The following is a 26,263-nucleotide window of genomic DNA, read 5'->3' as shown; positions in this document are numbered from 1 at the left end:
CAAATGAAAATCAATGTATTTTGTAAAAGTTATGCGTTTTTGGTTTGGGTCGGATTGTTTTTCGGTTTGACCGGGTGTGGAAGTGACGATAGGCCGGAATTATCTGTTTTTGATGTATCGCCGAAAGAGATCGCTTTTCCGGAAAATGAAACTTCAGTCGTGTTAAAGATTACCTCCAACTTATCCTGGAGTATTACGTGTGACAAGGATTGGTGTGAGGTCTCTCCGGTGAAGGGGGAGGGTAATCGGGAGGTAACATTGACCCTGAAAGAAAATGCTGCGGAAAATGATTGTGAAGCTATGCTCACGATCCTTACGAATGAGAACGAATACAAGCTGGAAGTTATCCGGAGTGTGAACAATACCCCTCCGGCGAAGGCCGAACTGAAAGGGCCCGGGGATAAAGATACGGGAGTATGCGTCTTGCCGACGTTTGATTGGGAGTACGCTACGGATAAAGACGGGGATAAATTGAGTTATGCTGTTCACTATTCATTGGACCGGAATACATGGAAAATAAGTCCGTCTACGGAGCAGAATCATTGCATGACAAGCGTTCCGTTAAAAACGAATACGACCTACTATTGGAAAGTGGTAACCTTCGATTCGAAGGGTGGAAGTAGCGAGAGCGCTGTTTGGAGTTTTACAACTTCTTCCGTGGAAGCTTACCAAGACGGAGAGAAATTTCAGTATCAAATGCATACGAAAGGTCGGCGAGGAGTGCGGATTGTGATTCTTGGGGATGGTTTTCTGCCTGAAAATTTCGTGAAGGGTGCGGAGTTTGACCGTACGGTAGAGAGGGCTGTAAACGGATTGTTTAGCGCAGAACCCTTTAAGACCTACCGGGACTATTTTGATATTTATCAGATAGCGGCTTATTCGAAAGAAGAGGGTGCGTCTATCGTGAAGTCCGGATCGGAGTCGGTAATACGGGATACCCGGTTTAACGTGCGCTTCGTGGAGAGCCCTTCCATGCAAATTGGAGATGGTCGGACGGGAGACAGCAAAGTATATGATTTCGTGAAAGTGGCTCTGAATATATCCGAAGCGGCTTTGAAGGAGACGATTATTATTTTGATTTCGAATGAGAATAAATACGGAGGGGCCTGTTATATGAATTTGGATAAAAAAACAATAGCCATTTGTTCGAATTCGACCTTGGAAAGAGATCCGAGTGGCGTGTGGAGAGACATGGAACACGTTATCGCTCATGAAGCCGGAGGACATGCAATCGGTTTATTGGCAGACGAGTATGCGAATGAGGGAAATGAAGAAAAAATTGTTCCTGCCAATATCGTAAATACGATCAAAGAGTTCGTAAAGGCGGATTGTTATGGAAATATCGATTTGACTAATGAGAAAGAGTATGTTAAATGGAAGCATTTTATCGGACGTCCCGGTTACGGGGAAGTGGGTTTTTACGAGGGAGGACATGAGTACGGTAAAGGAGTATGGCGGGCGGAAAAAATAACCTGTATGGATAATAACGCCTGGTATTATTCTGCTCCGGCACGGGAGGCTATTGTACGGAGAATCATGCAGCTATCCGGGGATGAGTTTGATATGGAACTTTTTTATACTAATGATGCGGTAAAGGCTTATCCCTATAAATAGGAGTGAATGGTATGAATGATGTTTCTCGAAATATAGCCCGTTTGGTTTTTAAATATCGTTGGGAAGAGCTGTCCGACCGGGAACAGGGGGAACTGGATGGTTGGATTCGGCAACATCCGGAACATCGGGTGATATTCGAAAACTTGTTGAAAGATAAAACGAATCGCGTGGCTTGGGAGGAGTTGGAGAGATACGATGACCGAAAAGCTTTCCGAAAGTTTTTGAATCGTACCGGGGAAAATAGAAAGCTGCGGTATATTACAGTGGGTGTTGCCGTTATGTTACTGTCGGTTGTATTTGTGGGAGTCCGGTTCTATGGGCGGGAGAAGCGAATCGTGCCGGTGAAGGCCCTTGCGAACGTGAAATCTTTTGATCGTACGGAAAGTTGCGGGGTTGTTCTTACTTTGGAAGACGGGCAAAAATTGTCCTTGAAGGAACTTCGTAAAAGCTCCGTGCTGAAGGAAAGAGAGATTCGCGTTGATTCTTCTTGTGTCGTGTACTCCCGAAAAGAGGTTTCTCGAGAGATGGTTTATAACAGCTTAGAAGTGCCGATAGGAACCGAATACAGTTTGGTTCTTTCCGATGGAACACGAGTCTGTCTGAATTCTCAAAGCAGGTTGACCTATCCTGTGGTTTTCGATTCAAAAGAGCGGGTTGTGGAGTTGGAAGGGGAGGCTTATTTCGATGTGGAAGAGGATGCGGAACGTCCTTTCTTGATCAAAATAAGGGATGCGGCAGTAAAAGTCTTGGGTACCTCGTTTAACGTGAAAGCGTATAGTGATGAAGGGCGAATAATTACTACTCTGGTAGAAGGTAATGTCCTTTTCATGAGTAAAGCGGGGGAGGTATTGCTTCGTTCGGGCGATCAGGTTTGTTATGACCATAACGGTTCGGCCTGGTCTAAACGTCGGGTGGATGCGGAGCTTTATACTTCTTGGAAAGAGGGGACATTGAAGTTTGAAAACGAACGTTTGGAAGATCTCTTAAAGGTGTTGAAACGGTGGTATGGGGTGGAAATATTTTATACCCGTCCGGCACTAAAGGAACAATTGTATTCGGGTAGTTTAAGACGGTACGAGGAGATAAAGAACGTATTGTGCGTGTTGGAAATGACTTCGGATATTTGTTTTACAGTAAAAAATAAAACGGTTATCGTAAAGTAAAAAGGGGCTGTCTGTAAAGACGACTTCTTCCTATTGATTATAAAATAACATTTTACATTACAAAGTTATGAGAAAAAAACGAGAAAGGAGAGTTCCGGTAAGAGGAATTCTTCCAGTAAGGAGTCTGTTTTTTAAATTATGCGTTTTAGCGGTATTCGTGTTGCCCGGGTTGGCTCTTTTAGCGGAGGAACGGGATCAGGAGCATAGGATCGATATCTCTGTGAAAGAGGTAACTATCGTAAAATTTTTAAAGCATATCCGTTCGAAGATGGCAGTCGAATTTCTATACAATGTATTGGAGTTGGAAAAAAAAGGGACGGTAACTTTGGAGATGAAGGACGCCTCCCTCGATGAGATTTTAAAAGTAGCCTTTGAGGGAAAAGATTTGACCTATTCATTGGTGGACGGGGTGTTCGTGATAAAGCCGGTTTTCACTCCCGGCAAGGTGAAAAAGTATTTGATTCAGGGAAAGGTACTCGATGAAGAGGGGGTTCCGATGCCGGGCGTCACGATTGCTTTGGACAGTACCCGATTCGGAACTGTAACGGATAATAAAGGATTGTTTTCTATTCTTTTGCCTGCGGACCGGGGAACTTTGTTATTTTCTTTTATCGGTTATCAAACCGTGAAGTTGAAATTTAAATACGAGAAAGATAAGGCAATCGTGGTGAAGATGAAGGTCATGATCTCGAATTTGGACGAGGTTGCCGTGGTGGCCTATGGTGAGACCACCAAGCGTGAGATGACCGGGGCTGTTTCTATCGTGAGAGCGGATGAGATCAAAGGAATTCCTTCTCCCAATATCAGTAATTTATTACAAGGCCGGGTGGCTGGCATGGATGTAACGAATGTATCCGGAGCTCCTGGCGGCGGCGGTACATCGGTAACTATCAGGGGATACAATTCTTTGAGTGTGGAGAACGGACGTCGTTTCAGTAATCCGCTATGGGTCGTCGACGGGGTACCGATGAATGCCTTTACCTCTCCGGTGACCGGGACAAACGGGTTATCCGATCTGAACCCGGAGACAATAGAGTCGATCCAAATATTGAAAGATGCTTCCGCCACATCGTTATACGGTTCGAGAGCGGCGAACGGCGTTATTATCGTGACCACGAAAAAAGGGAAAAAGAATCAATCTGCGCAGTTTGATGTCAATTTTTCCTACACGTATAGCATTTTGCCCGAATACCCGGTAGTGTACGGGGGCAAAGGAGAACGTGATTTCCGTTTGAGAGGATTGAGGAACTACAGGATGGGAGATTCCAAATATGTCGACGGTTACAGTTCGGTCGCCTATCCTAAAACGTATGAAGAGGCTTGGTACTATGGGTTTGGTTTCGGTTCTATCGATTATTTCTGGAGAAATGCTTACTCGTCTGCACAAGGAGGTGTTTTACAGGATAGCATGAATGTTTTCTTTAACAATTCAACCAATTTCTTTAAATATTATTTCCGTCCCGGTAAGATATACAATGCCAATATCCAGACAAACGGAGGATCGGAAATGATCACGTACAGCGTGGGGTTAGGTTATTACAAAGAAGATGGAATTTTACGAAGTACGGGATATAACCGGGTTAATTTGATGGGTAATTTTAATTTTACCCCGGTGAAACGGTTGTCCGTGGATTTTCGGACGTATTTGACCGTATCGAATCGCAGTCGGGGACCTCAAAGCGGCAGTAATTCCGAGATCGAGACGATACCCGGCGATCCGTTATCGTTATCGACCCTGTATCCGGGAAATAGTGTAATCGTGGATGATATATTGAAAGACTTACGTTTGGTACAGGAAAAAAACACGACGTATCGTTTGCGTAATACTTTTGGTGTGGGAGTGGATATCGTTCAGGGGTTGAAATTGACTGCCAATCTCTCCATTGATTACGGTCAGAATAACAGAAATAATTTTATCCCGTCCAAACTTACAACGATGAAAGAGTCGGAATCACAGGGGGAAATCGCTCGGGATATGACCGTGTTGAATGAGAATCTGCTGACGTTTAAGCGTACTTTTCATGGAGCTCATACCTTTGATGTCATGATGGGATTTTCGTACCAGTATGACGAGTCGAACTATATGGCGGGATACGGACAAAACGGTCCGAGTGATATGGTACATTATGTCGGCGACAAAGGATGGCCGTCTCACATAATCAGGGATAACGGGCAAGTGAACGTGTTGAAAAACTACTCTTCCGATTTTACTCAGAAAAAAATGGCCAGTTATTTCGGACGTTTGAACTACAATTACAAACAGCGTTATTTATTGACTGCGACTTTGAGACGGGACGGAAGCTCCGTCTTCGGACGCGACCATCGTTGGGCGACTTTCCCTTCTGCTGCTTTGGCTTGGAATTTTTCGGAAGAGAGTTTTATGAGATGGATTCCGGGCTTGGATTTCGGGAAATTGAGAGTGAGTTACGGTGTTTCCGGTAATCAGTTTTACAGTCCGTATTTGGCGTACGGCGTATTGGAAGGATCCTCTATTTATGACGGTCAACCGACATTGCAGCCGGAATGGACGACCGGGTTTTATAACCCTAAGTTGGGATGGGAAGAGACCAAGCAACTGGATGTCGGCTTTGATTTGAATTTTATGAATTATCGTCTGCAGATTACGATGGATTACTATAATCGTTTGACGAGGGATATGTTGTATAAGGTCGTGTTGCCCGGAAGTCATACGGGATATAATTTGCAATGGAGAAATGCGGCTAAGGTGGAGAACCAGGGAGTTGAGTTTGAAATAAAGTACGATATTTTTCGAAAAAATAGTTTACGTTGGAAGATTTCGGCAAATATTGCTAAGAACTGGAATGTTTTTAAGGGGACATACAATAACCGGGATTTGAAAAGTACGGTACAAGGACAGAACGATATCGTTATCGGTAAGAGCGTGGGTAGTATTTACGGGTTTAAAACGGACGGATACATACAATCGGATGAAGAGGTGAAATGGTACTTCGATCCGAGCGGGAGAAAACTTGCCGTCGGAATGACGGGTAATCCCTATTGTTATCATGCTCCCGGTGATTTGAAATTTATCGATATCAACGGAGACAACGAGATCTCTTTTAAAGACGAAAGTTACTTGGGGTCCAGTATACCCAAAGTTTACGGGGGTATTGTCAATGAATTGTCTTGGAAGAATTTCGATTTGAATATGTTATGGTCTTTTTCGTTGGGAAGGGATATGGTAAATATGATGAAAACGAATAGTTTGGTGACAAAAACCGATAATACCATGACTCCGATATTCGTGGATTTGAATAAGGTGACCTTCTGGGAAAAAGAGGGGGATGACAGTACTTACCCTATTTTGGCGGCAGATAATTACAACGGTAGTTGGGCGTCTGTTATCGACAGATACGTGGAGCGGGTAAATTATTTAAAATTGAAAACGCTAACGATCGGTTACTCTTTACCCAAAACGTGGTTAGACAGGTGTTTCCTGAAGGATGTCCGCTTTTTCTTTAGTGGGGAGAACTTGTTGACCCTCACGAATTATTCGGGGATGGACCCCGAGACGGTGGATATCAATACCGGCTTGGATGAAGGCAAGAATTACCCCTTGGCGAGAAAATTGACAGTAGGTATAACCATAAAACTATAAGAAATGGAAGGAAGATTTATATTAATTATGATTTCCGTGTTTTTCATGGCATGTGATGGACTATTGGAAGTGACGCCCGAAAACTCGGTCACTTTTGAAAATGTGATGAAGAGTGAAAAAGATGTGGAGTCTTCGGTAACGGCTATTCGTTCGGCTTTTCGAGATAACATAGCTTTTACGGCTAATAGCTTGCCTGTTATAAAAGGGCTTATCGCCGATGAGTACAATGATTACGATTATTTGCGAATAAAGCGTTTACATCCCTCCCAGCATGCAACCAATCATGTTTCGGTAAATTGGGGAATTTATTATCAGGTGATCGCTTACACGAATGTCGTGTTGGATAATGTAAAGTACGTGGACAATGTACCGGAAGGGAGAATGCGTTTTTACGTGGGACAGTCCTGTTTTTATCGGGCTTATGCTTATTTCTGCATTGCCCAGGTGTGGGGTGATGCTCCGATTCTTGCGAATGGTCGGGATGTTGAAGTCAAGGCCAAATCCTCGTGGTTTGAGGTTTGTCGGTTTGCTTTGGACGACGTGAGACGCGCAATCGATTTGTTGCCCAAAAGAGATAGTTTATATAGTTATGCCGGGAAAAAGTTAGATCGTAACGATATACCTTGCCGGGAGAGTGCTTATGCTTTGAAAGCGCATATTTGCGCCTGGATGGGGTCTTTGAGGGAGGACAAAGATTTGCTTGATGAGGCGATAAGGGCTGCCAGTGAGGTAATCTCTTCTCCTTTTTATGAATTAGCGAAGACGCCGGAGGAGGTATGTGCGTCGGTATTGATGGGGGATAGTAGAGAAGGAATATTCGAAATCCGGATAGATTATAACGAAACGGTAAATCAAATCAATCCTTTTACAACCATGCGTGATTTTGTTTGTTGGCCGGTGCGTCGTGATATGGGACCGAGGGATATGACGACTAAAGATCAGAGTAGAATCAGGGCAAAAATCAGATACACGACGGTTGACCATATGTTTGACAAAAAGGATTTGCGACGTGATGCCTATTTTTATAAATTGGATTCAATGGGACGTGTGGGGACTGACACTACGGGAGGCTTTGCGTATCCTTACAAGTTTAGGAAAGAGATTGTTTACGCGGACGGGTATAATATGGGTAAATTCATGAATATCGATCAAGACCGGATCATGTTGAGGTTGGCAGATATTATATTGTTAAGAGCGGAGTGTTACGCTCGTGTGGGAGATGAAAAAAATGCGATGATTGATTTAAATCGTATCCGGGACAGGGCGAAGGCAAATGCATTCCCTTCCGGCTCGGAGGTAGATCGGGATCCCCGGGGATTGCGTTATGCCGTTTATAAAGAGAGGGAAAGAGAGTTATTGTGGGAGGATACCCGCTATTTCGATATGGTACGCAACGGGTATTGCCGGGAAGAGATGGGGACGGAGGAGTATAAAAATCTGACAGATCAGGATATTTTAGACGGAGCTCTCTATCTCCCCGTGTCGTTCACGGCATTTAACGAGAATCCGGCCATGGTGCAGAACAGATATTGGAAAAAACGGTTGAATAATTAAAGAAAGCAGTATGAAAAATATATGGATAGCATTTATCGGACTCTTTTTATACGGGTGCGACCCGGTTGATAATTATATCGATACCGGCATCGTTCAAACAAGGCATTATTGCTCCGTTTGGAAGTATTTACAGACGAATTCGTACGATTGGGATTCCGTTGTGGTCATGATCGAACATGCCGGTATGATTGAATTGTTTGAAGGGGAGGAGGAGATCACTTTCTGGGGGCCGACAAACCATTCCATCCGTCGTTATTTATTGGAAAATTATTATACGGAAGTAAAAGATCTATCTCCTTTGTTTTGTAAAATGATATTGGAGAAGCATGTTGTAAAAGGGAAGTACATGAAAGCTGATGTGAACTTTCGGATTCCTGATATTTCCGGGAAAGTAATCGGCGGGACGGATTTGACTACAATGAGCGATAACGTATTAAAGGCTTACCGGGAGAAAGAGGATTACGCGGGTATCGCTCAAGCCGGCCCGGAGATTCTTTATCTTTTTTCTGTGACTAAAGACAGCCCGGTACCGTTAGCCTCACCGGATATCGAATGTAATAACGGGGTGGTGCATTCTTTGAATTATAATTATGAATTAGGCGAAATTTAAAATACCTGATGTTATGAGAGTAAAAACAGTATATTTATTCGTATCGATGTTGATTTGTTCTTGGGGGTGCGACACGGAAGTCGGATTTTTGGACACGGAATATGCAACTTATGATCCTGATGTGTTTGAGGTACGGAATCTTCCTCTTTTTCAGGAAGAACAAGAATGGTCTTTGGATGAGTTTTGGGATTTTCGGGAAACTCTTCCCGAAGAATTGGAAGACGCATACTTGGAAGAGTGGTCGAAAAACGGAAAGCATTATGAACGTGAAACCGATTGGATTTCGACTAATTTGCAAGGAATATCAGGGACGTATCCGATTTATGTGACTTTGCATGATGTAACCTCTCCGACGGGAGGTGATGCGGTTTTGTTTAAAAGTTTAGTGAAAATGAGGGGAGATGGGACATTGGAATTACCTGCCAATGTTTTGCCGGAAGGGATTTTCATGTTATCGATGAAAGTCGAGAATGAGGATCATGTTTCTATCGTTCCCCGTTGTATTACCGTGAAAGTGATCGGGGCTCCCGGTAGTTTTATGTTAACGAAAGAATAGATTTCGTGTTTTTCCCTTATTGGGAATAGATAAACTGAAAATGGATGGTTGAATAAACGTGGATTCTCCGTATGACGGAAAATCCACGTTTTTATTATCGGGGGTACATTTACGTTATTGTTCGGGGAGATTGAATATTGGAATTGCATTTGTTTTTATAAATAAGTTGTTATTTTGTGAATAATAGTTTTATAGGTTATATGTTGTAATTCACAGATTATTATACTATTTGTATATTGGATTATATTGAAATACGGCTGTTTTTTAACTTAAAAATGAGGGGTTAATAGTAAGAAAATATTTGTATTGATGATAAAAAAAGTTATTTTTGACAAGTGTATGGGTGGTGACTAAAATAAGCAAAAGCATGGTAAGGTCTGTTTTTGATAGTAAAATGTTCGAAAAATTATTTCATCTTCATTTTGTAGATTTGATGGGCTTTGTTAATAGCTATGTAAAAGATGAGGAAGTAGCTAAAGATATTGTTCATGATGTTTTTTTGGTACTCTGGAATAATAGAAAGCGATTAGACTTTTCCTATTCGATGAAATCTTATTTATTTACGTTATCCCGGAATTATGCCTTGAATTACTTGAAGCACTTGCGCGTTGTTGCCTCGAATGAACGGGAGATGACGGCTTTCATAGAGAGTACGAATGATGAATTGGAGCAACGTGAGAAGAGATTGTTTCGTTTACATGAAAAGCTGCTTCTATTACCTCAAAAACAGCAGGAAATATTGAAGAAGTGTTTTATAGAAGGGAAGGGGTATAAAGATGTGGCCGAAGAGTTCGGAATCAGTTTGAACACGGTAAAAACCCATCTGTCCCGGGCTTTGAAATTTTTGCGGGAGGAGATGCATGACGAAGTGGTTTTATTGTTCTTCCAGTATAGAAATATGGGTATGGGAAGATTTTAATTTCTATTCCGGAGGATTAATTAAAAGTGCCGGAGAAATAGCATTGTTTTCTCCGGCAGCACACTACGGCGGGTTGTTTGTTTTATGTTTAGGTAATTGGTTTCAAATGTTTTTGTAAGTACGTGGAAAGGGATATGAATACCCCTTTCTTGGTACTTGAAAAGAATGTTTTTATCTTCCCCGTCTCCGGATCCAGATGATGATAGCTGCGATCGCTAACAAGATCGGGAAGAGTCCCATGAGACCGAGTTTTGAAATATACATTCCCGTTTCACCCACGCGCACGGCGTTGTCGGGCGGATTGGGGCGGCGCACGTCGATGGGCACTTCCTCGTCCGACATCCAGAAGAAGGAGCCGGTAATAAGCGAGTAGTTGGAAGCTCTCACGCCTTTTCTGCTGATGCTGATCTCCCCGTTACTCAGGCAATCGGCATCTCCCAGGATAATGATTTTCTGTTCTTTCTCTCCCACCTTCCGGGTTAAGGCTAAAGCCGTGGTATAAATTTTTTCGATCTCTCCCGCTTCAGGGTTCAATTTCACCGTGTCATCCACGAAATCGGTCGTTTCCAACTCGTTCCAGCAGTTGACGGTGTCGCTCGTGAAAAGAGGAGTGACGTTGAATCCCTTGTCCCGCGTGTATTCTAATCCCGTGCAGCCCGGCATCGTGACCACGTATTCCCTCTTGATCATGTTGTCGAAATGATAGGAGAACTCCCCAGCCTCTCTCGTGGGCGTGGCGATGATGAAATCGGCCTGGAAATTTTCAGTCGGTCGAACCAGGCGTCCGGGCATGAATCGTACGCCGAACTGTTCCACGAGAGGATTCATGACCTCTTGCCGCCTGGGCTCCCCGGCGATCATCAGGTTGCCGCCCCGCTCGATATAAGCGTTCAAGCGCCGGTTCTCTTCCGGGGAGAGGGGTTCCCGCATGTCGGCAATAACCAGGATATCGATGTTTTCCGGAATCTCCTTGTCCAGCGTCACCTCGAGGAAATCGAACCCGTTGTTGATCAACGAGTAACGGAAAGGCCTGTCCTGGGCGAACCGGTTATAATCACGGTCCCCCTCCTTGATGCAGTCCCTCTCGCCGTGTCCCTTCACGAAACCGACTTTCGGTAGTTCCATCACCAGTCGCTTGAAGGCGGCGGATATCTCGGACTCGAATGGATGCACGTACATGTCATCGAAGACACGCAAGAATGTTTTCTGCCCGTTTTCTCTCTCCAACACCCTCACGAACCTGTTTTTCTCGGGCGATAGATCTTCCATTTTCCTGACGTCTTCCGGCGTGATGAACATGTTGGTGTCTAAATTCCATGAATTGCATATTTTCACCATGCGTTCCCTGTCGGAAAGCCCCGGGTATCGCTTATCCAGTTGCGGGTTTTCAGCCTTGTCGTAGTAATAGACGTATTTCATCTTGATCTCCGGTTTGAACCGGGTGTATTGTTTGAACCGTTCGAGGTCCCTGTTGATCCCTCTCGGTAAAGCGATGGTGTAGTAATTATCGAGGATATTGGTATAGGTCGTGATGGTCAACCCGCCTTCCATTTTTTTCACGATCTCCTGGCTGTTGGTGGTCAATGTCCTGGCTTTGGTACGCGTGGCATCGTAAAAACCCATCAATTTCGGTCTCGAACTGAGGTACCCGAGGAACATGGCGATAAAAACCACCCCGATGTATTTCCCGCACGAAACAGTCCACGCGCTCTTTTGCCTGACACCCTGCAACCGGATGATGGAAAGAGCCAGGAAAAGAGCGATCACGATGATGAAGTATAACACGTCGTCGCTACAAATCAGGCCGTTTATAAACTCGGAGGCGCGTCCCCGTATGGATAGCCAGTAGGTGATATCCCTCACGAAAGCGATATCCTGCCACGTGCCCCCGATGAAATTCAACACGGCCAGCACGGCCAGCGTTCCCATGGCGGCCACGACCTGGTAAGAGGTGAGGCTTGACATGAACAACCCGATGGCCGCGTAGGCGCAGATCAAAAGATAGAGCCCGAGCAAACCTGATAAGGTGGCCACGAAATCAAACGATTTGATAGCGGCAGCCCCGTAGACGACAAAAACGAAAAGGATGAACACGAGCACGATCCCGTAAATCATCATGGATAAAAATTTCCCCAGTATGATCTGTGTGTTGGTAACGGGAGATGAGTACAGTAGTTTAATGGACCCGCTCCCTAACTCCCGGCTCATGAGTCCCATGGTTAACAGGGGTATGTAGAAGTATAGGTATTGTTGCACGTTAGTGAAAAGTCCCCACATCCCGGCGTAGGTTCTCATGGTAACATCCCGTAGGGTATATCCTAATTCCTGGTTCCTGACGAAATTGCTGAAAACGTCAGAGAACGCCATGGCGGCCTGGAAGGTGAAAATCACGATAATCAACCAGGCCACGGGTGAATAGAAAAGGGTTTGCAATTCGGTTCGGGCTATTTTATATATCATTCTCATAACATCAATTTTAAGGGTTATTATTTCTTGGATAATTCTGCAAAGACGGCATCGAGCGAGCTCTTCTCAATATTGATCTCCGTGAGTCTCCATCCCCTTGCCACGCTGGTCTCCACGATACGCTCGCAAACGTCTTGGGCGTCCCCGAATTGTACCCGGAATTTCGTTCCGCCCAATTCTTCCACGGCTAACACGCCCTGTATGGAACGTAGCTCGTCGACAGGTGGAGCCGCCGCCATGTTGATCAGTAAAGTGTTCGGAATGATATAATTATCGAATTCATCGACCGTCCCGGCGAAGACCAGGTTTCCTTGCTCGATCATGCGGATATAATCGCAGGTAGCCTGTACTTCCGGGAGGATATGAGTGGATAGGACCACGGTACGTTCCTCGGCGATCTCCTTGATCAGGTGTCGTATCTCCACGATCTGGTTGGGGTCCAACCCGTTGGTAGGCTCGTCTAACACCACGAAATCGGGGTCGTGCACGATCGCCTGGGCTATTCCCACCCGTTGCTGGTATCCACCCGATAGATTCCGGATCAGCCGCTTTTTGAAGTGGGTAATCCCGCATTTGCCCATCACCTCTTTCACGGCACGCTCCACCTCTTTACCCCTGAGCCATCGTAGATTGGCACAATGCACCAGGTATTCCTCTACCGTCAGGTCCATGTGCAGGGGAGGTTTTTGCGGTAGGAAACCGATATGTCTTTTGGCTTCCACCGGCGACTTTCTCAAGTCGATCCCCTTGATGTAAACACTTCCTTGCGTGGGTTTCAGTACCCCGCACATGATATTCATCGTGGTCGATTTACCCGCCCCGTTGGATCCCAAAAGACCGTATATGCCGTTACGGGAAATTTCGAAATTGATATCCCGAATGGCCCACTGAACGCTATAACGGTGGGATAGATTTTCCACTTTTACAATTGTTTCTTCCATAGTTTTATTTGATTACATAACACATCCCTAATCATACACGAAATATATGATATACAATTTTATAACAAGTAATTTAGGTGTTCATGAGGTCGTGCTTAAACGACCTCATGAATGATTTTGGTCTATTTTTATCTGTATCGATCTTCTGCTGACGACCAGTTGGAGAATCTACCGTATTTGAAAATAGAGTGGACGATATTTCCCAATCCGGAATAGTGTTTAATCTCCAATTCTGCGTTTACGGCAGGTGTGGAAGGATCTATATTACCCCGGGCGATAGCATTGACAACCTCTTCCGGATCCAAGTTACAGATATAGAAATGACCGTCGCTGAAAGCGATTCCCATTTCTGAAACAACGGCATTCGTGTGAATGGAAACAATTTTTCCGGTCGGAGGATTTTCTCCTAAATTGCAGTCTTTGTATAAATAATACTTATCATTTTGTTCCCGGTAGAAATAGACTTTTTTGTCTACCGTAAAGAATACGTGAGGACTATCCTGGAAGTAGGTATTTTGTCCCCGTAACATCCAGAATTGCGAATCTTCGGTGAGATTGTAACCTGCAGCAAATTCTTTTTGGACGGGTTGTGATACCTTTATGGTATTTGTAGAGGAATCCCAAGTCAGATAACACTTTTGGAAATAATATTTCCCGGTTTCCGTATCTTTTAAGATGTTTATCAGGTAACAGTCGCCTCCCCATTCGTCGCAGGTTTGGGCATATACTAATTCCATTTTTTGATCCATCCCGTTACAGAAATCGAAATAATCCGGGAACTCTTCTTCGTCGTAGTTTTTGACCAACAAGGGTAACATTTTGTCGTTGCTGGAAGATTTGTATATGGCTAACCATCTTTTGTTTTTATTATCGAACATAAGTTGATAATAGGTCGGTTTGGGGAAGGTAAACGTGGTGATCTCCATTCCACCGGGGTATTCAAGAGGAATCGTGGGGTATTGGGCCGTTTGGAATTGGCTCGTTACGGTTTTGTTCATACGGGCATACACTTCTCCTTTGGCCGTCAATAACAATTCGACACCGCTGACCGTTCCGTTGGCATAACATACCTGTACGGGATCAAAACCTTCGTACGGATATTTTTCACCGATAAACTCATCTTTCGTTTGAATTACCTGACTGAAATTTCTTCCGTCCAATTCCACTAACCCGGGTTCTCCTCTCTGCATGACTAATATTTCGTCGTAAGCCGAAGTGAAATGTTGTTCCAGTCGGAACGGTTGGGAGCCGAGAGGTTTATCGGGATGCAAGGTTTTGTAAATATCGGGGTAGAGTTCATACGTGTCAATATGGATGAAATCCAAAGCGGAGCGTCCTTCTTTGTCGGAGAGAATCAACCATCCTAAAAGATATTTGGCGCTGACCGTTACGGAAAGGGAAGCCCCCCAGCTAAGACCGGTAGATTTTTGTATTACCTGGAAGGTGACATAGGTACTTCCCGATTCGTTGAATGTATAACGACATACTCTTTCTTGCGAGATCTCTTCTCCGTTATAAGTCCATTTAAAATCGTATTGGGTCGAGTCTTCCGTCCCCCAGTTTACTTTACAATCCAATTCGCACTCTTCTCCGACGTAAGCAATTCTGTTACTACGGTCTCCGGATAGAGCCTCGTCTCCCAGGATCGTGATTTTGGGCATCGGAATCCGGGCTGTTTTCGATTTATCGTCATAGCATCCTGTAAATAGTCCCCATAAGACTAAAAACGCGCCTAAATAATATATTATTTTTTTCATATACATCGTTTTTTAGTGTTAGATCAAATTCCCGAGAACCGCTACTTCCATTTCAGAACCGTCTTTTTCATACACGGTTCTTCCTGCCGCTTTTTCATCTGTCAGGTATTTTTTGAATAGAAGCGAATAATTCCGGAGTTCACTGTCCGTTGCATTTGTCAGGTCTACTTTTATCTTGTCCAAGAATAATTGGTATTTTTCATCGGAATATTTACCCAAATAATAATTTACCACGTTGGAATTCCACCATTTGGGTTTTGCGATGATGTTATGGAACCAGATGATAGCCACTCTGTATTCTGTCCTTCCGGCTAAGAAATTTTCAGAATCCTTTATTTCGACCACTAAACGGACTTTTTTCGTGTCTAAAACAGGATTGTATTTTAATTTGATGTAACAGGTATCGATAGCTCTTCCGGCTCTCATAATCGGATTTTCCGGGATTTCGTAGGTTTCTGCCGGGGCCGTGGTATATTCATCCACCACGGAAATTTTATAAGTCTGGTCTTGATCTCCCCTGCCGGTACATCTTACGCTGATCGGGAACTCGATCGTTGTCTCTCCGGGATAAAAGAAGAAAGAGGTTTCGGTAGAGTCCGTTTCGGCCTTGTATAGATAGAGGTATCTATTGGAGGTCAAATCGTTGTATGTGGGAATATCTTCCCGTTCGCAACTGGTCAATAGACCTACGATGCTTATTACCAATAAATATATATGTTTCATATGATTTACTTTATAGTATTAATAATAAGATGTTTCACTGTCCGGAAGAGGTAACACGAACCAGGAGTCGGGAGCTTCCCACGGAACGTTTGTTCCGTTATACATCTTTTTCCAGTTTAATTTTTTCAAATAGAACCAGGTTTGTCCCCGCGTCAGGAAATCCCGGCTCAAATCATTGATCAGAATTTCCATGAAAGAGTTGTAATCGTTTACCGTGCTGGGAATGGGGGTGGTGATATTACGATTGTCTTTTACCACTTTCAGCGTATTGATGGCCTCCCCGATTTTTCCCTGTTCGGCTAAATATTCTGCTTTGATGTAATAGATTTCAGGAATTTCCAATACCGGCAAGATAACCCGGACCTTTTCGATGTAACTATCCGTTGAATGGGAAGAGTTGGAGGGATCCCATACGCGATAGCGGGAAGTCGACGCGTTATAGAAAGCCGTGTAGCGGTAATCTTCTTTGATATCGTCCGCCCCGAACAGATCGTTTAGTTTTGTCATTTTGAAATAGCTTGTTCCCGCGGCCTTGCTGTAATTTTCCGCAACTTTTGTATTCCACAGACATATCAATCCCTCCGGACATCTTTTGCCGTCGATTAAATTAGGATTGTTATTGGGTTTTTGATCCCAGGCAAATTCGAATCCGACACCTGAATCGATCCACTCCTCTATGATTTCATTTACATAGGGTATGGCTTTGTCATTTTCCCTGTTGTAGGAGTATACCCGTGCCAATAAACCGGTGACGCCCCAGTAATTTAACCGGTATCCCCGGTAAGCGAAAAATCCGGCCGCATTTCCGTTGGATCGTTGACCGTCGTCCTGTAAGTTTTGAATGCCGTAAAACAACATCGTGCTGAAATATGACATGATACTTTCACCCCAAAGTATATCCACGTCGATGGGTTTCAGGATATCCCGGGCGTATTTCAAATCTTCGATTATATTTTTTATAATCTCAGAGGTCGATTTGTATTCGGGGGATATGTTAGGATAATTCGTCACGTAAGGAATGGCTTTATCCTTGTTTCCTAAAATAGGTGCCGGAGCGAATAAACGTAAAAGTTCGAAATGCATCAATGCGCGCAAGGCTTTGGCTTCTGCCAATACCATACCTTTCTCCCACGTGTATTCGAAAGGTTTGTCCGTCGTTTCGACTTTTTTGATGATGTTGTTGCAGTTCGCGATAACGTTATAACCGGTTTCCCAAATACTGGCAATGGCATCTTTGGTATAAGAACTTTCAAAGTTTGTATTGTCCATCGCGTATTTGTATTTGGTAGGAAGAGAGCTTGCGGTATAATTTCTGCTTAAAACACTCATCATTCCCCAGGTTAATTCCTGTCCCCATAAAGGATCGGAGGCCGCAATCTGATAAGCTCCGATTAAAGCAGTCCGGAATCCTTTCGTTGTGGCAAAAGCATCTTCTTCAAGAATCTCCTCGTTCGAAAGGACATCTAACCATTTATCACATGAACTGACCAGGATGCAGGTCGATAGCGTGAGAAATAGTGCTATGATTTTTATTTTTTTCATAATCGATGTGGTTAAATATTAGAAACTGACATTCATACTGAAATTAAACGAACGTGCGAAAGGATAGCTCGTACCTCTTTCCTGCTTGATGGAGGAGATGGTTGCGATATCTTCCATGTTGAACTGTAATCTTAACGTACTGAGTCCCCAACGATTTACTAATGCCTTGTTGAAATCGTAACCTACTGTCAGAGAGTTAAATGTTAACGTATTGTCATCCTGAACGAACCGGGAGGTAGGACGGGTAACGTAAGTCTGGTCTTTGATATCCTTTAACGGGGTTACGTCTCCGATCTCTTTCCAGCGATCGGTCAAAATACGCCGGTCTCCGCTATATGATTTCAAATCAACATTTTCGATGGCTTGTAAGGTTTGATTGTAAGCCTGTCCACCCCAGCGGTACATGAAAGTCGTATAGAGGGTAAAGTTTTTCCAGCGAACGTTAAGACCGAAAGATCCCGATATTTTGGGATCGGAATCACCCAAATTCTGTTGTTCTGCGGATTGCCATATATGCGTGGTTGTTCCGTCCCGTTTCACGTATAATTCATCCCCCCGGGCCGGGTCGATGCCCAAAGATTTCATACCGTAGATGGCGGATAGGGAGTTCCCTACCTCGTATTTCATGAAGGGAGTGGCAACATCCGAACTCGTGCTTGTAGAACCGTAACTACTGAAGTGTTGATCGATTCGTTTGTTGTAGTTTTCCAAAGCCTTTCCGATTTTGGTAATGGTATTTTTGTTATGGTTGGCATTGCCGAAAAGATAGATACTCCAGTCTCTGTTTTCAAATGCCCTTATATTGATATCAATATCGACCCCTTCGTTTAAGATTTCGCCTACATTACTTTTGTAAGAGGTGAAACCGGAAGAAGAGGGGATACTTACATCTTCGACCTGATCAAGCGTTTTAGCGTGATAGTAATCCACTTTCAGGGTTAAAGCGTTATTCAATACGGAGATTTCCGTACCGGCATTCCAAGTTCTTACTTTTTCCCATTTAAGGTTTTCATTACCGAGGGCTTTTAATTTCATACCCCGGATATTGGCATAATCTACATCGTATAGAACTTCGTACGTTGTTCTGGCCTGATAAGGGTTGAAATTGGCTTTTCCGGTTTGTCCGTAAGTCGCTCTGATCTTGAATTGGTTCAGGAAACTGATGTTTTTCATGAACGCGTAATTGTGAAAGTTCATTCCGGTACCGAACGACCAGAACGTACCTGTTTTCTTTTTACTACCGAAGGCGGAAGATCCATCCAGACGACCGGAAACGTCGAACAAATAAATGTCATTGAAACTGTAATTGAATTGCAGATAAGTGCCGAAACGACGGCTATAACTGTCTTTATAGGTCGGTTTGGAACTCACGTCAACGGCACTGCTGGGGGAAGGAACACTCCCGAACGGAAATCCTTGATAATAAGCATAAGTAGCTTCCTGTTTGGTTTCTGATGCTTCCAGACCTAAAGAGAAATTCAAATTATGTTTTCCTAATTGTTGGTTGTAAGACAGCAAACCGTTGGCATTCCATTTGCTTGTACGGATTTCCCGGTCCGTGTATTTTCCTTTTAAATCGTTTTCACTTTGATAAAAATCTCCTGAAGCCGGATCCTTGTATTCATCTTCATCCTGTAATTTGAAAGAAGCGCTGAACGTTCCTTTTAACAACCAGTAGTTGTTGATATACCAGCTGATACTTAAGTTGTCGGTAAACTCTTTGTATTTGGTTTTATCGAAACTTTGTAAAGAGGCCTCATACAAAGGGTTGTTGATCCGTGTCGCTCCGTTAGGCGGAACGGAGGTGCGGTAAATCTCAAATTTTTTATAAGGATTTCCTGTCTCCGGATCATAAGGAGAGAGATAGGGTTTCATTCTTACGTAATCGCTGAATGAACCGTAAGGAGAATCTTCGGAAGACATAATACTTAATGAAGCCTGATTTTTAATCTGTAAGGATTTCCATCTGTAATCGACGGTAATAGCGGCTCCATATACATCCCGAAATGACTTTTTCATTACGCCTCCGTTGTGTTGATAGTTTAATTCCAAACCCCAGCGAAGTTCCTGAGAACCTCCGTCTATATAAAGGAAATGTTTATGATTTACTTCCGTTTGCAAAGGTTTGGAAATCCAATCCGTATCGATGCCGCGGAGGATGTTGTTGTATTGGTTGTCGTAATTGATGATTCCGGCAGCGATGGAATTGGCGTTCGTTCCGGTATATAAACCGGCCTGATATTCCGCTTCCAGCGCTTCGACCGCGTTTAACAGGTGATAACTGCTTAGATCCGGAGCCGAAACGGCTAATGTTCCGGCATAGCTGATCCGGATTTCTCCAGGTTCCGGAGCCGAAGTTTCGATAACGATAACACCGTTGGCGGCCCGTGAACCGTAAACAGCGGTTGCTGCTGCATCTTTTAGGATGGTAACGCTCTCGATCCGGTTGATATCCATATCATATACTTTAGCCATATCCACTTCGAATCCGTCCAAAATAAAAATGGGAGCACTCGGGTTGTTCGTTAAAGCGAATTGAGAGACGTCGTCGGCAGTTAGTTTGTCCAACTCTTTCAATTCTGACGTGCCGGAACGTCCCCGGATATAATACTCGGGCATCGTATTCGGGTCGGAACCCATGGCGTTGTTTTGAATTAACTTGAATGAGGGATCGAAAACCTGTAAGGCTTTCATTACGTTCTGGCTGGATACTTTCAGGAGATCCTCTTTATTGACTTTAGTGGAAGCCCCCGTGAAACTTTCTTTTTTAATGTTAGCGTATCCGGTTACAACAACATCATTTAAAGAGGTCGTCTCTTCTACCAGAATAACAGTCAGAAATTCTTCTTTCGTGTATTTAATCTCCTGGGGTTTCATCCCGATAAAAGAGAAAATTAACACGGGATCTTTTGTTTCCGGTATGGAGAAAGAGAATTTACCTTCCCGGTCCGTTGCCACACCGATGGCCGAACCTTTAAGACGAATCGTTACGCCGGGAATGGCAACAGAGTCTTTATCCAAAACTTTTCCTTTAATAACCATCTTTTTAATCTCATCCGGTATATTTTTTAGCGGGGAGATAACGATGACGTTATCTACTATTCTGTACTTGAATTGTTTTCCGAAAACAATTCGTACGGCCTCTTCCAGAGTCGCTTGTGTTAAATTGATCGTGATTTTCTTGTTAACATCTATCTCTTGCTTGCTGAAAAAGAAATCTTGTTTCAGTTGTTTCTCCAGTTCTATAACGGCTTTTTCGATAGAAACATTCTTTAATTTGAGATTAATTAAAGAATTCTGGCTTTTAACTTCGGCAGAAACGTGGGCCAAGCTTACCAGCATTATAAAAATCACGATTTTCATTACTCGTAATAAGTTAAAGATTTTTTCATGCGTGCATAAAAAGCACCGACTTCGTTTTTTTTTCATAACTTTGTAGTTGAAAATTAATACTAAGATTCTCTTAGGAGGATGGGCGAGGGTTGTTCACGGCAATCCTCGTTTTTCTTCCTTTAGTAATAAATAAGTAATCTTTCTTTATCGTTTTGATATGGTTATTGTCCGGCCATTTATGTTAAATGCTATATTTGTTGTTTCTGATATAATATTTAAAACTTTATCCAAATCCATGTCTCTGTTGATCACTCCTTTGAATTCATATTGCTTTATTTCCGGATTTTGATAAAAAACTTGGATATCGTACCAGCGTCGGAGTTGTTGCATGATGGACTCCAACGTCATGGAATGAAATACGAAACGTCCCTCTTTCCAAGAGATATAATCTTGTACATCCACATGTCTTATATCCGTATTTCCGGTACGTGTGTTCATTACGCTTTGCATTCCGGGTTTCAGAATGATCTCCTGTTTGTTTTTTTCAGAGACGAATCGTACGGAACCGTTTACGAGTGTCGTATATATGTTTTCATCATCGCCGTATGTGTTTATATTGAACGTGGTACCTAATACTTCGACAGATGCATTTTCTATGTGCACGATAAACGGTTTGGTACTGTCTTTTTTCACCGTGAAATAAGCCTCTCCTTTTAAGGTGACTTGCCGTTTGTCCGACAGAAATTTGACCGGGAAACGTAATTCCGATTCGGAATTCAGCCATACCCGCGTTCCGTCCGATAATTCCAGCGGGTAGAATCCGCCCGTGGGTACGACTAACGTACTGTAAATCTCCGATTCGGCCAGATTTATATCGTTGATATGAACTTGTTTGTAGCTAAGTCCTAATAAGGAATCATTTTTGATCCCTTGTACAAAAGGAACCTCTACTCGTTGATTGGTCGATTTTAGCTTGGTTACTTTCCCGTCGGGCAGGATCAATTGGGCTTTTACTTCTCCGGGTGTAATGGCGGCAATCGGAGTTTTCAGCGTGACGCACTCTTTTTCTATCGAACGATTTATGACTTGATTAGCCAATAGGCCGATCACGATGAGGATTGAAGCGGCTACCGACCATCGAATCATATGGCGGTAACTTTGTTGTTTTTGTATGGATTGCAAAAGACGGGAATGTACCTCTTCTTTTATGATTTCGAAGTTTTGAGAAGAGAAGGATTGTCGGATTGCCGCTATTTCATCCAATAGTTTCAGGTGTTCCGGATTTTTCAACCAGGCAGTAATTTCTTCTTCATGTAACTCCTTTCGGTGATTTAAGATACGATAGGCAAATTCTATGTCTTGATCGTTGTAATTCATCCTTTTTATGTTATTTTATCAATAACACAACGACCCCCTGAAAACGGGTGACAAGCTTTTGGATTTTTTTTTAAAAGAATGTTTTTTCGGCAGTCTTTTTAATGTTCTATTTTAAACTCGAATGGAAAAGAGCGGAGAAGAGTTAAAAATTATAGCCAGCTCCGATTGAAAAATTACGATTCTTAATTTTATAATCTTTTCATTGATCCTTATCGGCAATATTTGCCAATCCCAGATCATAATTTAAACCGACGTAAAACTTTTTAATTGAAACTCCGATTCCAAAGCTTAACCCGGCGTCAAATCCTTTTAGACCGCCTTTTCTGTTGTCTGACTCATCTTCAGACTCGTCATCACCAGATTTGGTTGTTCCAAAAGCTTTGTAGTCTCCCTTGTATTTTTCCCCGCCGATTGTTGCGTTCCATTTTACTTTTCCTCCTAATCCAAGCGCTAAATATGGACCAGCGTTGATATGTAATTTCATATTGTCGCTCAATGCAATCTTATACGAAGCGAGGATCGATAACGGTAAATAAATCAGATTTCTAAAAACGGGATAAAGCTAAACGCTTCCATAACCAAATATGCTTGTTGCTCGGTATTCCTAACAACACGACAGATATAGTTAATTTTAAGCATTCAACAAACATTCATTAGGGTATCACGTCACAAAATTAATATAAGTGTCTGATAACGCATTAAAAATTGTCCTTTCTTATGGTATTATTTATTTTTATTTTTTTGATTTTGGAACGAGAGGGAGGGTTCTTCATGTTGATTTGGACGTTCGAGAACCGTCATCCGAGTTATCACGGGATGCTTCCGATTTAAGGTATGACGAGGGGAACTTATTTTTTTTCTAAAATAGAGCGATTATAAAGATTAAATTTGATCTACTTTAAACCAAATTGTGTAGTTGCTGGTATTGGATATAATTGTAATAATATTTGATAATTTGTAGTTGATGAGTTGAAATAATTTTAATATTTTTGAAAATTCCAATAAATGGACTTTGTAAGCTAAAATAAAAACCGGGATTAAAGATATAAGGAGTTGATAGTTAAATCAAAGGAAGACAACATTTATATTGAGGGATTGAAAAAAAGAGATCCCGAAGCGTACGAAATAGTATTTAAAATGTACTATAAAGTGCTTGTCTTGTTTGTGGAGAGACATATTGGGGATCGGAATACGGCCAAGGATTTGGTTCAGGATATTTTTTTAAAATTGTATGAAAATAGTTCTTCTTTTCCGAATGATTTTAATTTGAAATCTTGGCTGTATTGTCTGGCCCGGAATGCCGCCATCGATTATTTACGACATTTGAAAGTAATGGATCGTAATAAGTTTTTGATGGCGGAAGCGATGCTCTACGCGGCCGATATTGATAAATGTGTGGATGAAAGATTGTACGCGAAGATACAAAGTGCAATCGAGACATTACCGGATCAATGTAAGCGAATCGTTTTAATGAGCGTTGTCGAAGGGAAAAAATATTGGGAGATTTCTAATGAATTGGGGATTACGATGAATACCGTCCGTACCCAGATTGCTCGCGGGTATAAAAAGTTGAGAGAACAATTGAGTAATGATAACATGGCTGTTTTCTTGCTGATGGGGTTGTTTGCGATTGCGAAAGAGAAGGAAATCGTTCGGCAAAATTAACGGGTACATCGAAATAGGAGTCTTTGAATTTGCATAAAAGAAAAGTCAAGATTAACTTTGAAAGTCATTTAAACAAAGAATAATGAAAAATATCGGTTTTGTCGGGTTAGTTATTTTTTTAGGGATGCTACTCTCTTGCAGTAAAGGGGAGGATTCTCCTTATAATTCGAAAAATGTGGAGTATGCTGTCGGTTTATCCGAAGATACGATCGTGTTGGGGCAGTCTGTGACGGTTTTAGCAGAAATAAATCAACCTTTATCTATGTCCGTTTACGTGGAAAAGAAGGATAAAATTCAAACTTATATAGGGAAAATAGAATCTCCTAAAGGAAGTTTGGAATGGACGCCGAAGCGGGAAGAAGTGGACTGGGGAGAGAATTATATTGTTGTCCGTGTCTATTATTCATCATCACATAGTGTATCCAAGTATACACCGATCTATATAAAAGAATCCGTCGATGGGGATTGACGGATGGAGAAGGAATATGATTTCGGTACTCGTTATGAAACGGCTCTAAAATAGAGATATTTAGCCTGTAATGAAGTTTGTTTGCAGGTTGAATTGCTATTAGATCACTACCGATGGATTTATTTATCAGGGTTATTTCCGGTTATCCTTTGATCATCGTAAGTAACATCTTAAACCGTTCGACAGCATTTAGGGCGTGAGGAGTGTTTGCCGGCATGATAATCGCTTCGCCGATTCCTAAGATAAATGATTTTTTATCGATGTAAATTTGGGCTCTCCCGTCGAGAATTTGCACCAAAGCATCGAACGGAGCCGTGTGTTCACTTAAACTTTGTCCTTTATCGAAAGAGAATAGGGTGATATTACCTGCCTCATTCTTAATGATTTGTTTACTGACGATACCCTGATCGGCGTATTCAATCATTTTTCCCATATTCAGGATACCTGCATGGAGATCTGTCGATTTCATATGATCTTTTTTTTTGATAACGCAATAGAATGATTAGAGTTTATTTTATAATATTAATAATATTGAAATAATAGAAATATAGATAAAGTATAAAGTTGTCGGAACGTACGATTCATTTTTGTTGATAGGCCCGATAAGGGGCTTCTTTTATGAATGTGCGGTATGCGCCAATAGCTTGTTGCCACTAATTTGTTGTATGGCAAAGGGTATGATAAAAATATTTTTTCAAAAAAAATATTGAAAAATTTTGTCACACAAAACAAAAGGGTCTCCGTTTTAGAGTATAAAAAGATAAAAGTATTGTGTATAAATGGAGATTTCAACGATTCTAATTTATAGGAAAATAGAAGGAACCTTGTCGGAGGAAGAGAATCGGAGGTTTGAAACGTGGCTAAACGAGAGTGAGTTGCATCGGCGATACTTCGAAAAGATGAAGAGAATGAACGAGATGCCAAAAGCCCAACAGCTTTCAGAAGAAGAGATTGAGGCAGCTTGGATCGTATTTGCTCGTAAGCTGAAGAAAAAACAACGATTGAGCTATTTTCATCGGCCGATGTTTGTCTATTGGAGTGCCGTGGCCGTGATATGTATAGGGTTGTTTATCTTTATTTTGTTGAATGTTAAAGATGACAAATCTTTAAGGGCTGTTCCTACTGTACATCGGATAACGCCAGGACACAGGGATGCCATTTTGTATTTATCGGATGGTAGTCAACACCGTTTAGGTAAACAAAATAATTCTTTCCAAGAAAAATCAGGTATTGAAGTAAAGGTAGATAGTACTCGTTTGGTGTATTCCGCTCGGATACAAAAGACGGACTCTATGCGGAAATTGATCTTTCACAAGTTGGATGTTCCAAGAGGTGGGGAGTATACGGTAGATTTGGAAGATGGAAGCAAGGTATACATAAATTCGGAATCTTGTTTGACTTACCCGGTTGCTTTTGTCGGAACGAGTCGTGAAATTTATTTGGAAGGCGAGGCCTATTTCGAGATACAAAAAGATACCCTTCGTCCTTTTATCGTGCATGCCGGGGACATGGAGATTACCGTTTTGGGAACGAGCTTTGGGGTGACTTGCTACAGAGACGAGGAGGAGGTGCATACAACTTTAGTACAGGGAAAGGTTGAGGTGAATTTTAAGAGCAAGTCGGGCCCTCTTTATATTTTGGAACCGGGGATGCAGCTCCGGTACGATAAGAAATACGATTTAGTAGTGAAAAAGCAGGTGGATGTTCAGGAGTATGTAGCTTGGCATGATGGAAAATACGTCTTTAAGAAAAAGCGCTTGGAGGATATATTAACGATTTTATCCCGGTGGTATAACTTTACGGTCTTTTATCAAAATGCCGATGCGAAGGAAGCTTTGTTTTCTGGGGAGTTGAAGCGTTTTGATAATTTCAATTATATCCTTCATTTGTTGGAGGAGGTAGGTGATGTGAGATTTGCGGTGGATAAAAATGTAGTGAAAGTACGAAAACGATAA

General features: G+C 42.4%; 19 protein-coding genes. 10 read left to right on the top strand and 9 right to left on the bottom strand.

Going from position 1 to position 26,263, the window contains the following annotated elements:
- Positions 1–3 precede the first annotated feature (3 nt).
- The 7 genes from BN3283_RS07535 to BN3283_RS07505 all read left to right on the top strand — a co-directional run bounded on the left by BN3283_RS07535 (position 4) and on the right by BN3283_RS07505 (position 10,035).
- On the top strand, positions 4–1,614 hold the full coding sequence (locus tag BN3283_RS07535) for a M64 family metallopeptidase (RefSeq protein ID WP_286137590.1): 1,611 nt from the start codon (positions 4–6) through the stop codon (positions 1,612–1,614).
- An 11-nt stretch (positions 1,615–1,625) separates the two neighbouring features.
- Positions 1,626–2,777, top strand: coding sequence for a FecR family protein (locus BN3283_RS07530; protein ID WP_059026249.1), 1,152 nt, complete (start codon positions 1,626–1,628; stop codon positions 2,775–2,777).
- A gap of 67 nt (positions 2,778–2,844) precedes the next feature.
- Entirely contained in the window at positions 2,845–6,396 is a 3,552-nt protein-coding gene (locus BN3283_RS07525; protein ID WP_059026248.1) for a TonB-dependent receptor, read from the top strand.
- A gap of 3 nt (positions 6,397–6,399) precedes the next feature.
- Positions 6,400–7,950 (top strand): RagB/SusD family nutrient uptake outer membrane protein, encoded by a 1,551-nt coding sequence (locus tag BN3283_RS07520; protein WP_059026247.1) that lies wholly within the window; start codon positions 6,400–6,402, stop codon positions 7,948–7,950.
- A 10-nt stretch (positions 7,951–7,960) separates the two neighbouring features.
- On the top strand, positions 7,961–8,560 hold the full coding sequence (locus tag BN3283_RS07515) for a fasciclin domain-containing protein (protein ID WP_059026246.1): 600 nt from the start codon (positions 7,961–7,963) through the stop codon (positions 8,558–8,560).
- 13 nt (positions 8,561–8,573) lie between these two features.
- Complete coding sequence (locus BN3283_RS07510; RefSeq protein WP_059026245.1) at positions 8,574–9,116, top strand: hypothetical protein; 543 nt, start codon at positions 8,574–8,576, stop codon at positions 9,114–9,116.
- Between the two features lie 367 nt (positions 9,117–9,483).
- The gene (locus tag BN3283_RS07505) at positions 9,484–10,035 is read left to right on the top strand and encodes an RNA polymerase sigma-70 factor (RefSeq protein ID WP_059026244.1); all 552 of its coding nucleotides are present in this window, start codon (positions 9,484–9,486) and stop codon (positions 10,033–10,035) included.
- Positions 10,036–10,206: 171 nt separating this feature from the next.
- Here BN3283_RS07505 and BN3283_RS07500 read toward each other — a convergent pair whose 3' ends face one another.
- The 8 genes from BN3283_RS07500 to BN3283_RS07465 form a co-directional block, all read right to left on the bottom strand.
- Positions 10,207–12,501, bottom strand: a complete 2,295-nt coding sequence (locus BN3283_RS07500) for a Gldg family protein (RefSeq protein ID WP_059026243.1) — start codon at positions 12,499–12,501, stop codon at positions 10,207–10,209.
- Positions 12,502–12,521: 20 nt separating this feature from the next.
- Positions 12,522–13,442 (bottom strand): ABC transporter ATP-binding protein, encoded by a 921-nt coding sequence (locus BN3283_RS07495; protein WP_041504407.1) that lies wholly within the window; start codon positions 13,440–13,442, stop codon positions 12,522–12,524.
- A 128-nt stretch (positions 13,443–13,570) separates the two neighbouring features.
- On the bottom strand, positions 13,571–15,199 hold the full coding sequence (locus BN3283_RS07490) for a PKD-like family lipoprotein (RefSeq protein ID WP_286137589.1): 1,629 nt from the start codon (positions 15,197–15,199) through the stop codon (positions 13,571–13,573).
- A gap of 18 nt (positions 15,200–15,217) precedes the next feature.
- Positions 15,218–15,922 (bottom strand): DUF4843 domain-containing protein, encoded by a 705-nt coding sequence (locus BN3283_RS07485; protein WP_041504409.1) that lies wholly within the window; start codon positions 15,920–15,922, stop codon positions 15,218–15,220.
- Positions 15,923–15,940: 18 nt separating this feature from the next.
- Complete coding sequence (locus tag BN3283_RS07480) at positions 15,941–17,464, bottom strand: RagB/SusD family nutrient uptake outer membrane protein (RefSeq protein ID WP_059026241.1); 1,524 nt, start codon at positions 17,462–17,464, stop codon at positions 15,941–15,943.
- Between the two features lie 18 nt (positions 17,465–17,482).
- A complete protein-coding gene (locus tag BN3283_RS07475) occupies positions 17,483–20,827 on the bottom strand; it encodes a SusC/RagA family TonB-linked outer membrane protein (RefSeq protein ID WP_059026240.1) in 3,345 nt (1,114 codons plus the stop codon).
- 174 nt (positions 20,828–21,001) lie between these two features.
- A complete protein-coding gene (locus tag BN3283_RS07470) occupies positions 21,002–22,174 on the bottom strand; it encodes a FecR family protein (RefSeq protein WP_059026239.1) in 1,173 nt (390 codons plus the stop codon).
- A gap of 199 nt (positions 22,175–22,373) precedes the next feature.
- A complete protein-coding gene (locus tag BN3283_RS07465) occupies positions 22,374–22,712 on the bottom strand; it encodes an outer membrane beta-barrel protein (protein WP_286137690.1) in 339 nt (112 codons plus the stop codon).
- A gap of 515 nt (positions 22,713–23,227) precedes the next feature.
- On the opposite strand from BN3283_RS07465, the gene BN3283_RS07460 reads away from it, so the two are divergent.
- On the top strand, positions 23,228–23,839 hold the full coding sequence (locus tag BN3283_RS07460) for an RNA polymerase sigma factor (RefSeq protein ID WP_286137588.1): 612 nt from the start codon (positions 23,228–23,230) through the stop codon (positions 23,837–23,839).
- An 82-nt stretch (positions 23,840–23,921) separates the two neighbouring features.
- Complete coding sequence (locus BN3283_RS07455; protein ID WP_059026237.1) at positions 23,922–24,308, top strand: hypothetical protein; 387 nt, start codon at positions 23,922–23,924, stop codon at positions 24,306–24,308.
- Positions 24,309–24,450: 142 nt separating this feature from the next.
- On the opposite strand, the gene BN3283_RS07450 is transcribed toward BN3283_RS07455, so the two are convergent.
- On the bottom strand, positions 24,451–24,777 hold the full coding sequence (locus BN3283_RS07450) for a cupin domain-containing protein (protein ID WP_059026236.1): 327 nt from the start codon (positions 24,775–24,777) through the stop codon (positions 24,451–24,453).
- Between the two features lie 310 nt (positions 24,778–25,087).
- On the opposite strand from BN3283_RS07450, the gene BN3283_RS07445 reads away from it, so the two are divergent.
- Positions 25,088–26,263: a FecR family protein gene (locus BN3283_RS07445; protein ID WP_059026235.1), complete on the top strand. Its 1,176-nt coding sequence runs from the start codon at positions 25,088–25,090 to the stop codon at positions 26,261–26,263.

This window comes from Gabonibacter massiliensis, from assembly GCA_001487125.1.
GTDB classification, from domain to species: Bacteria; Bacteroidota; Bacteroidia; order Bacteroidales; family Marinifilaceae; genus Gabonibacter; species Gabonibacter massiliensis.
Note: the sequence above shows the minus strand (reverse complement) of the source record. Positions and strands in the feature narration are given on the sequence as shown.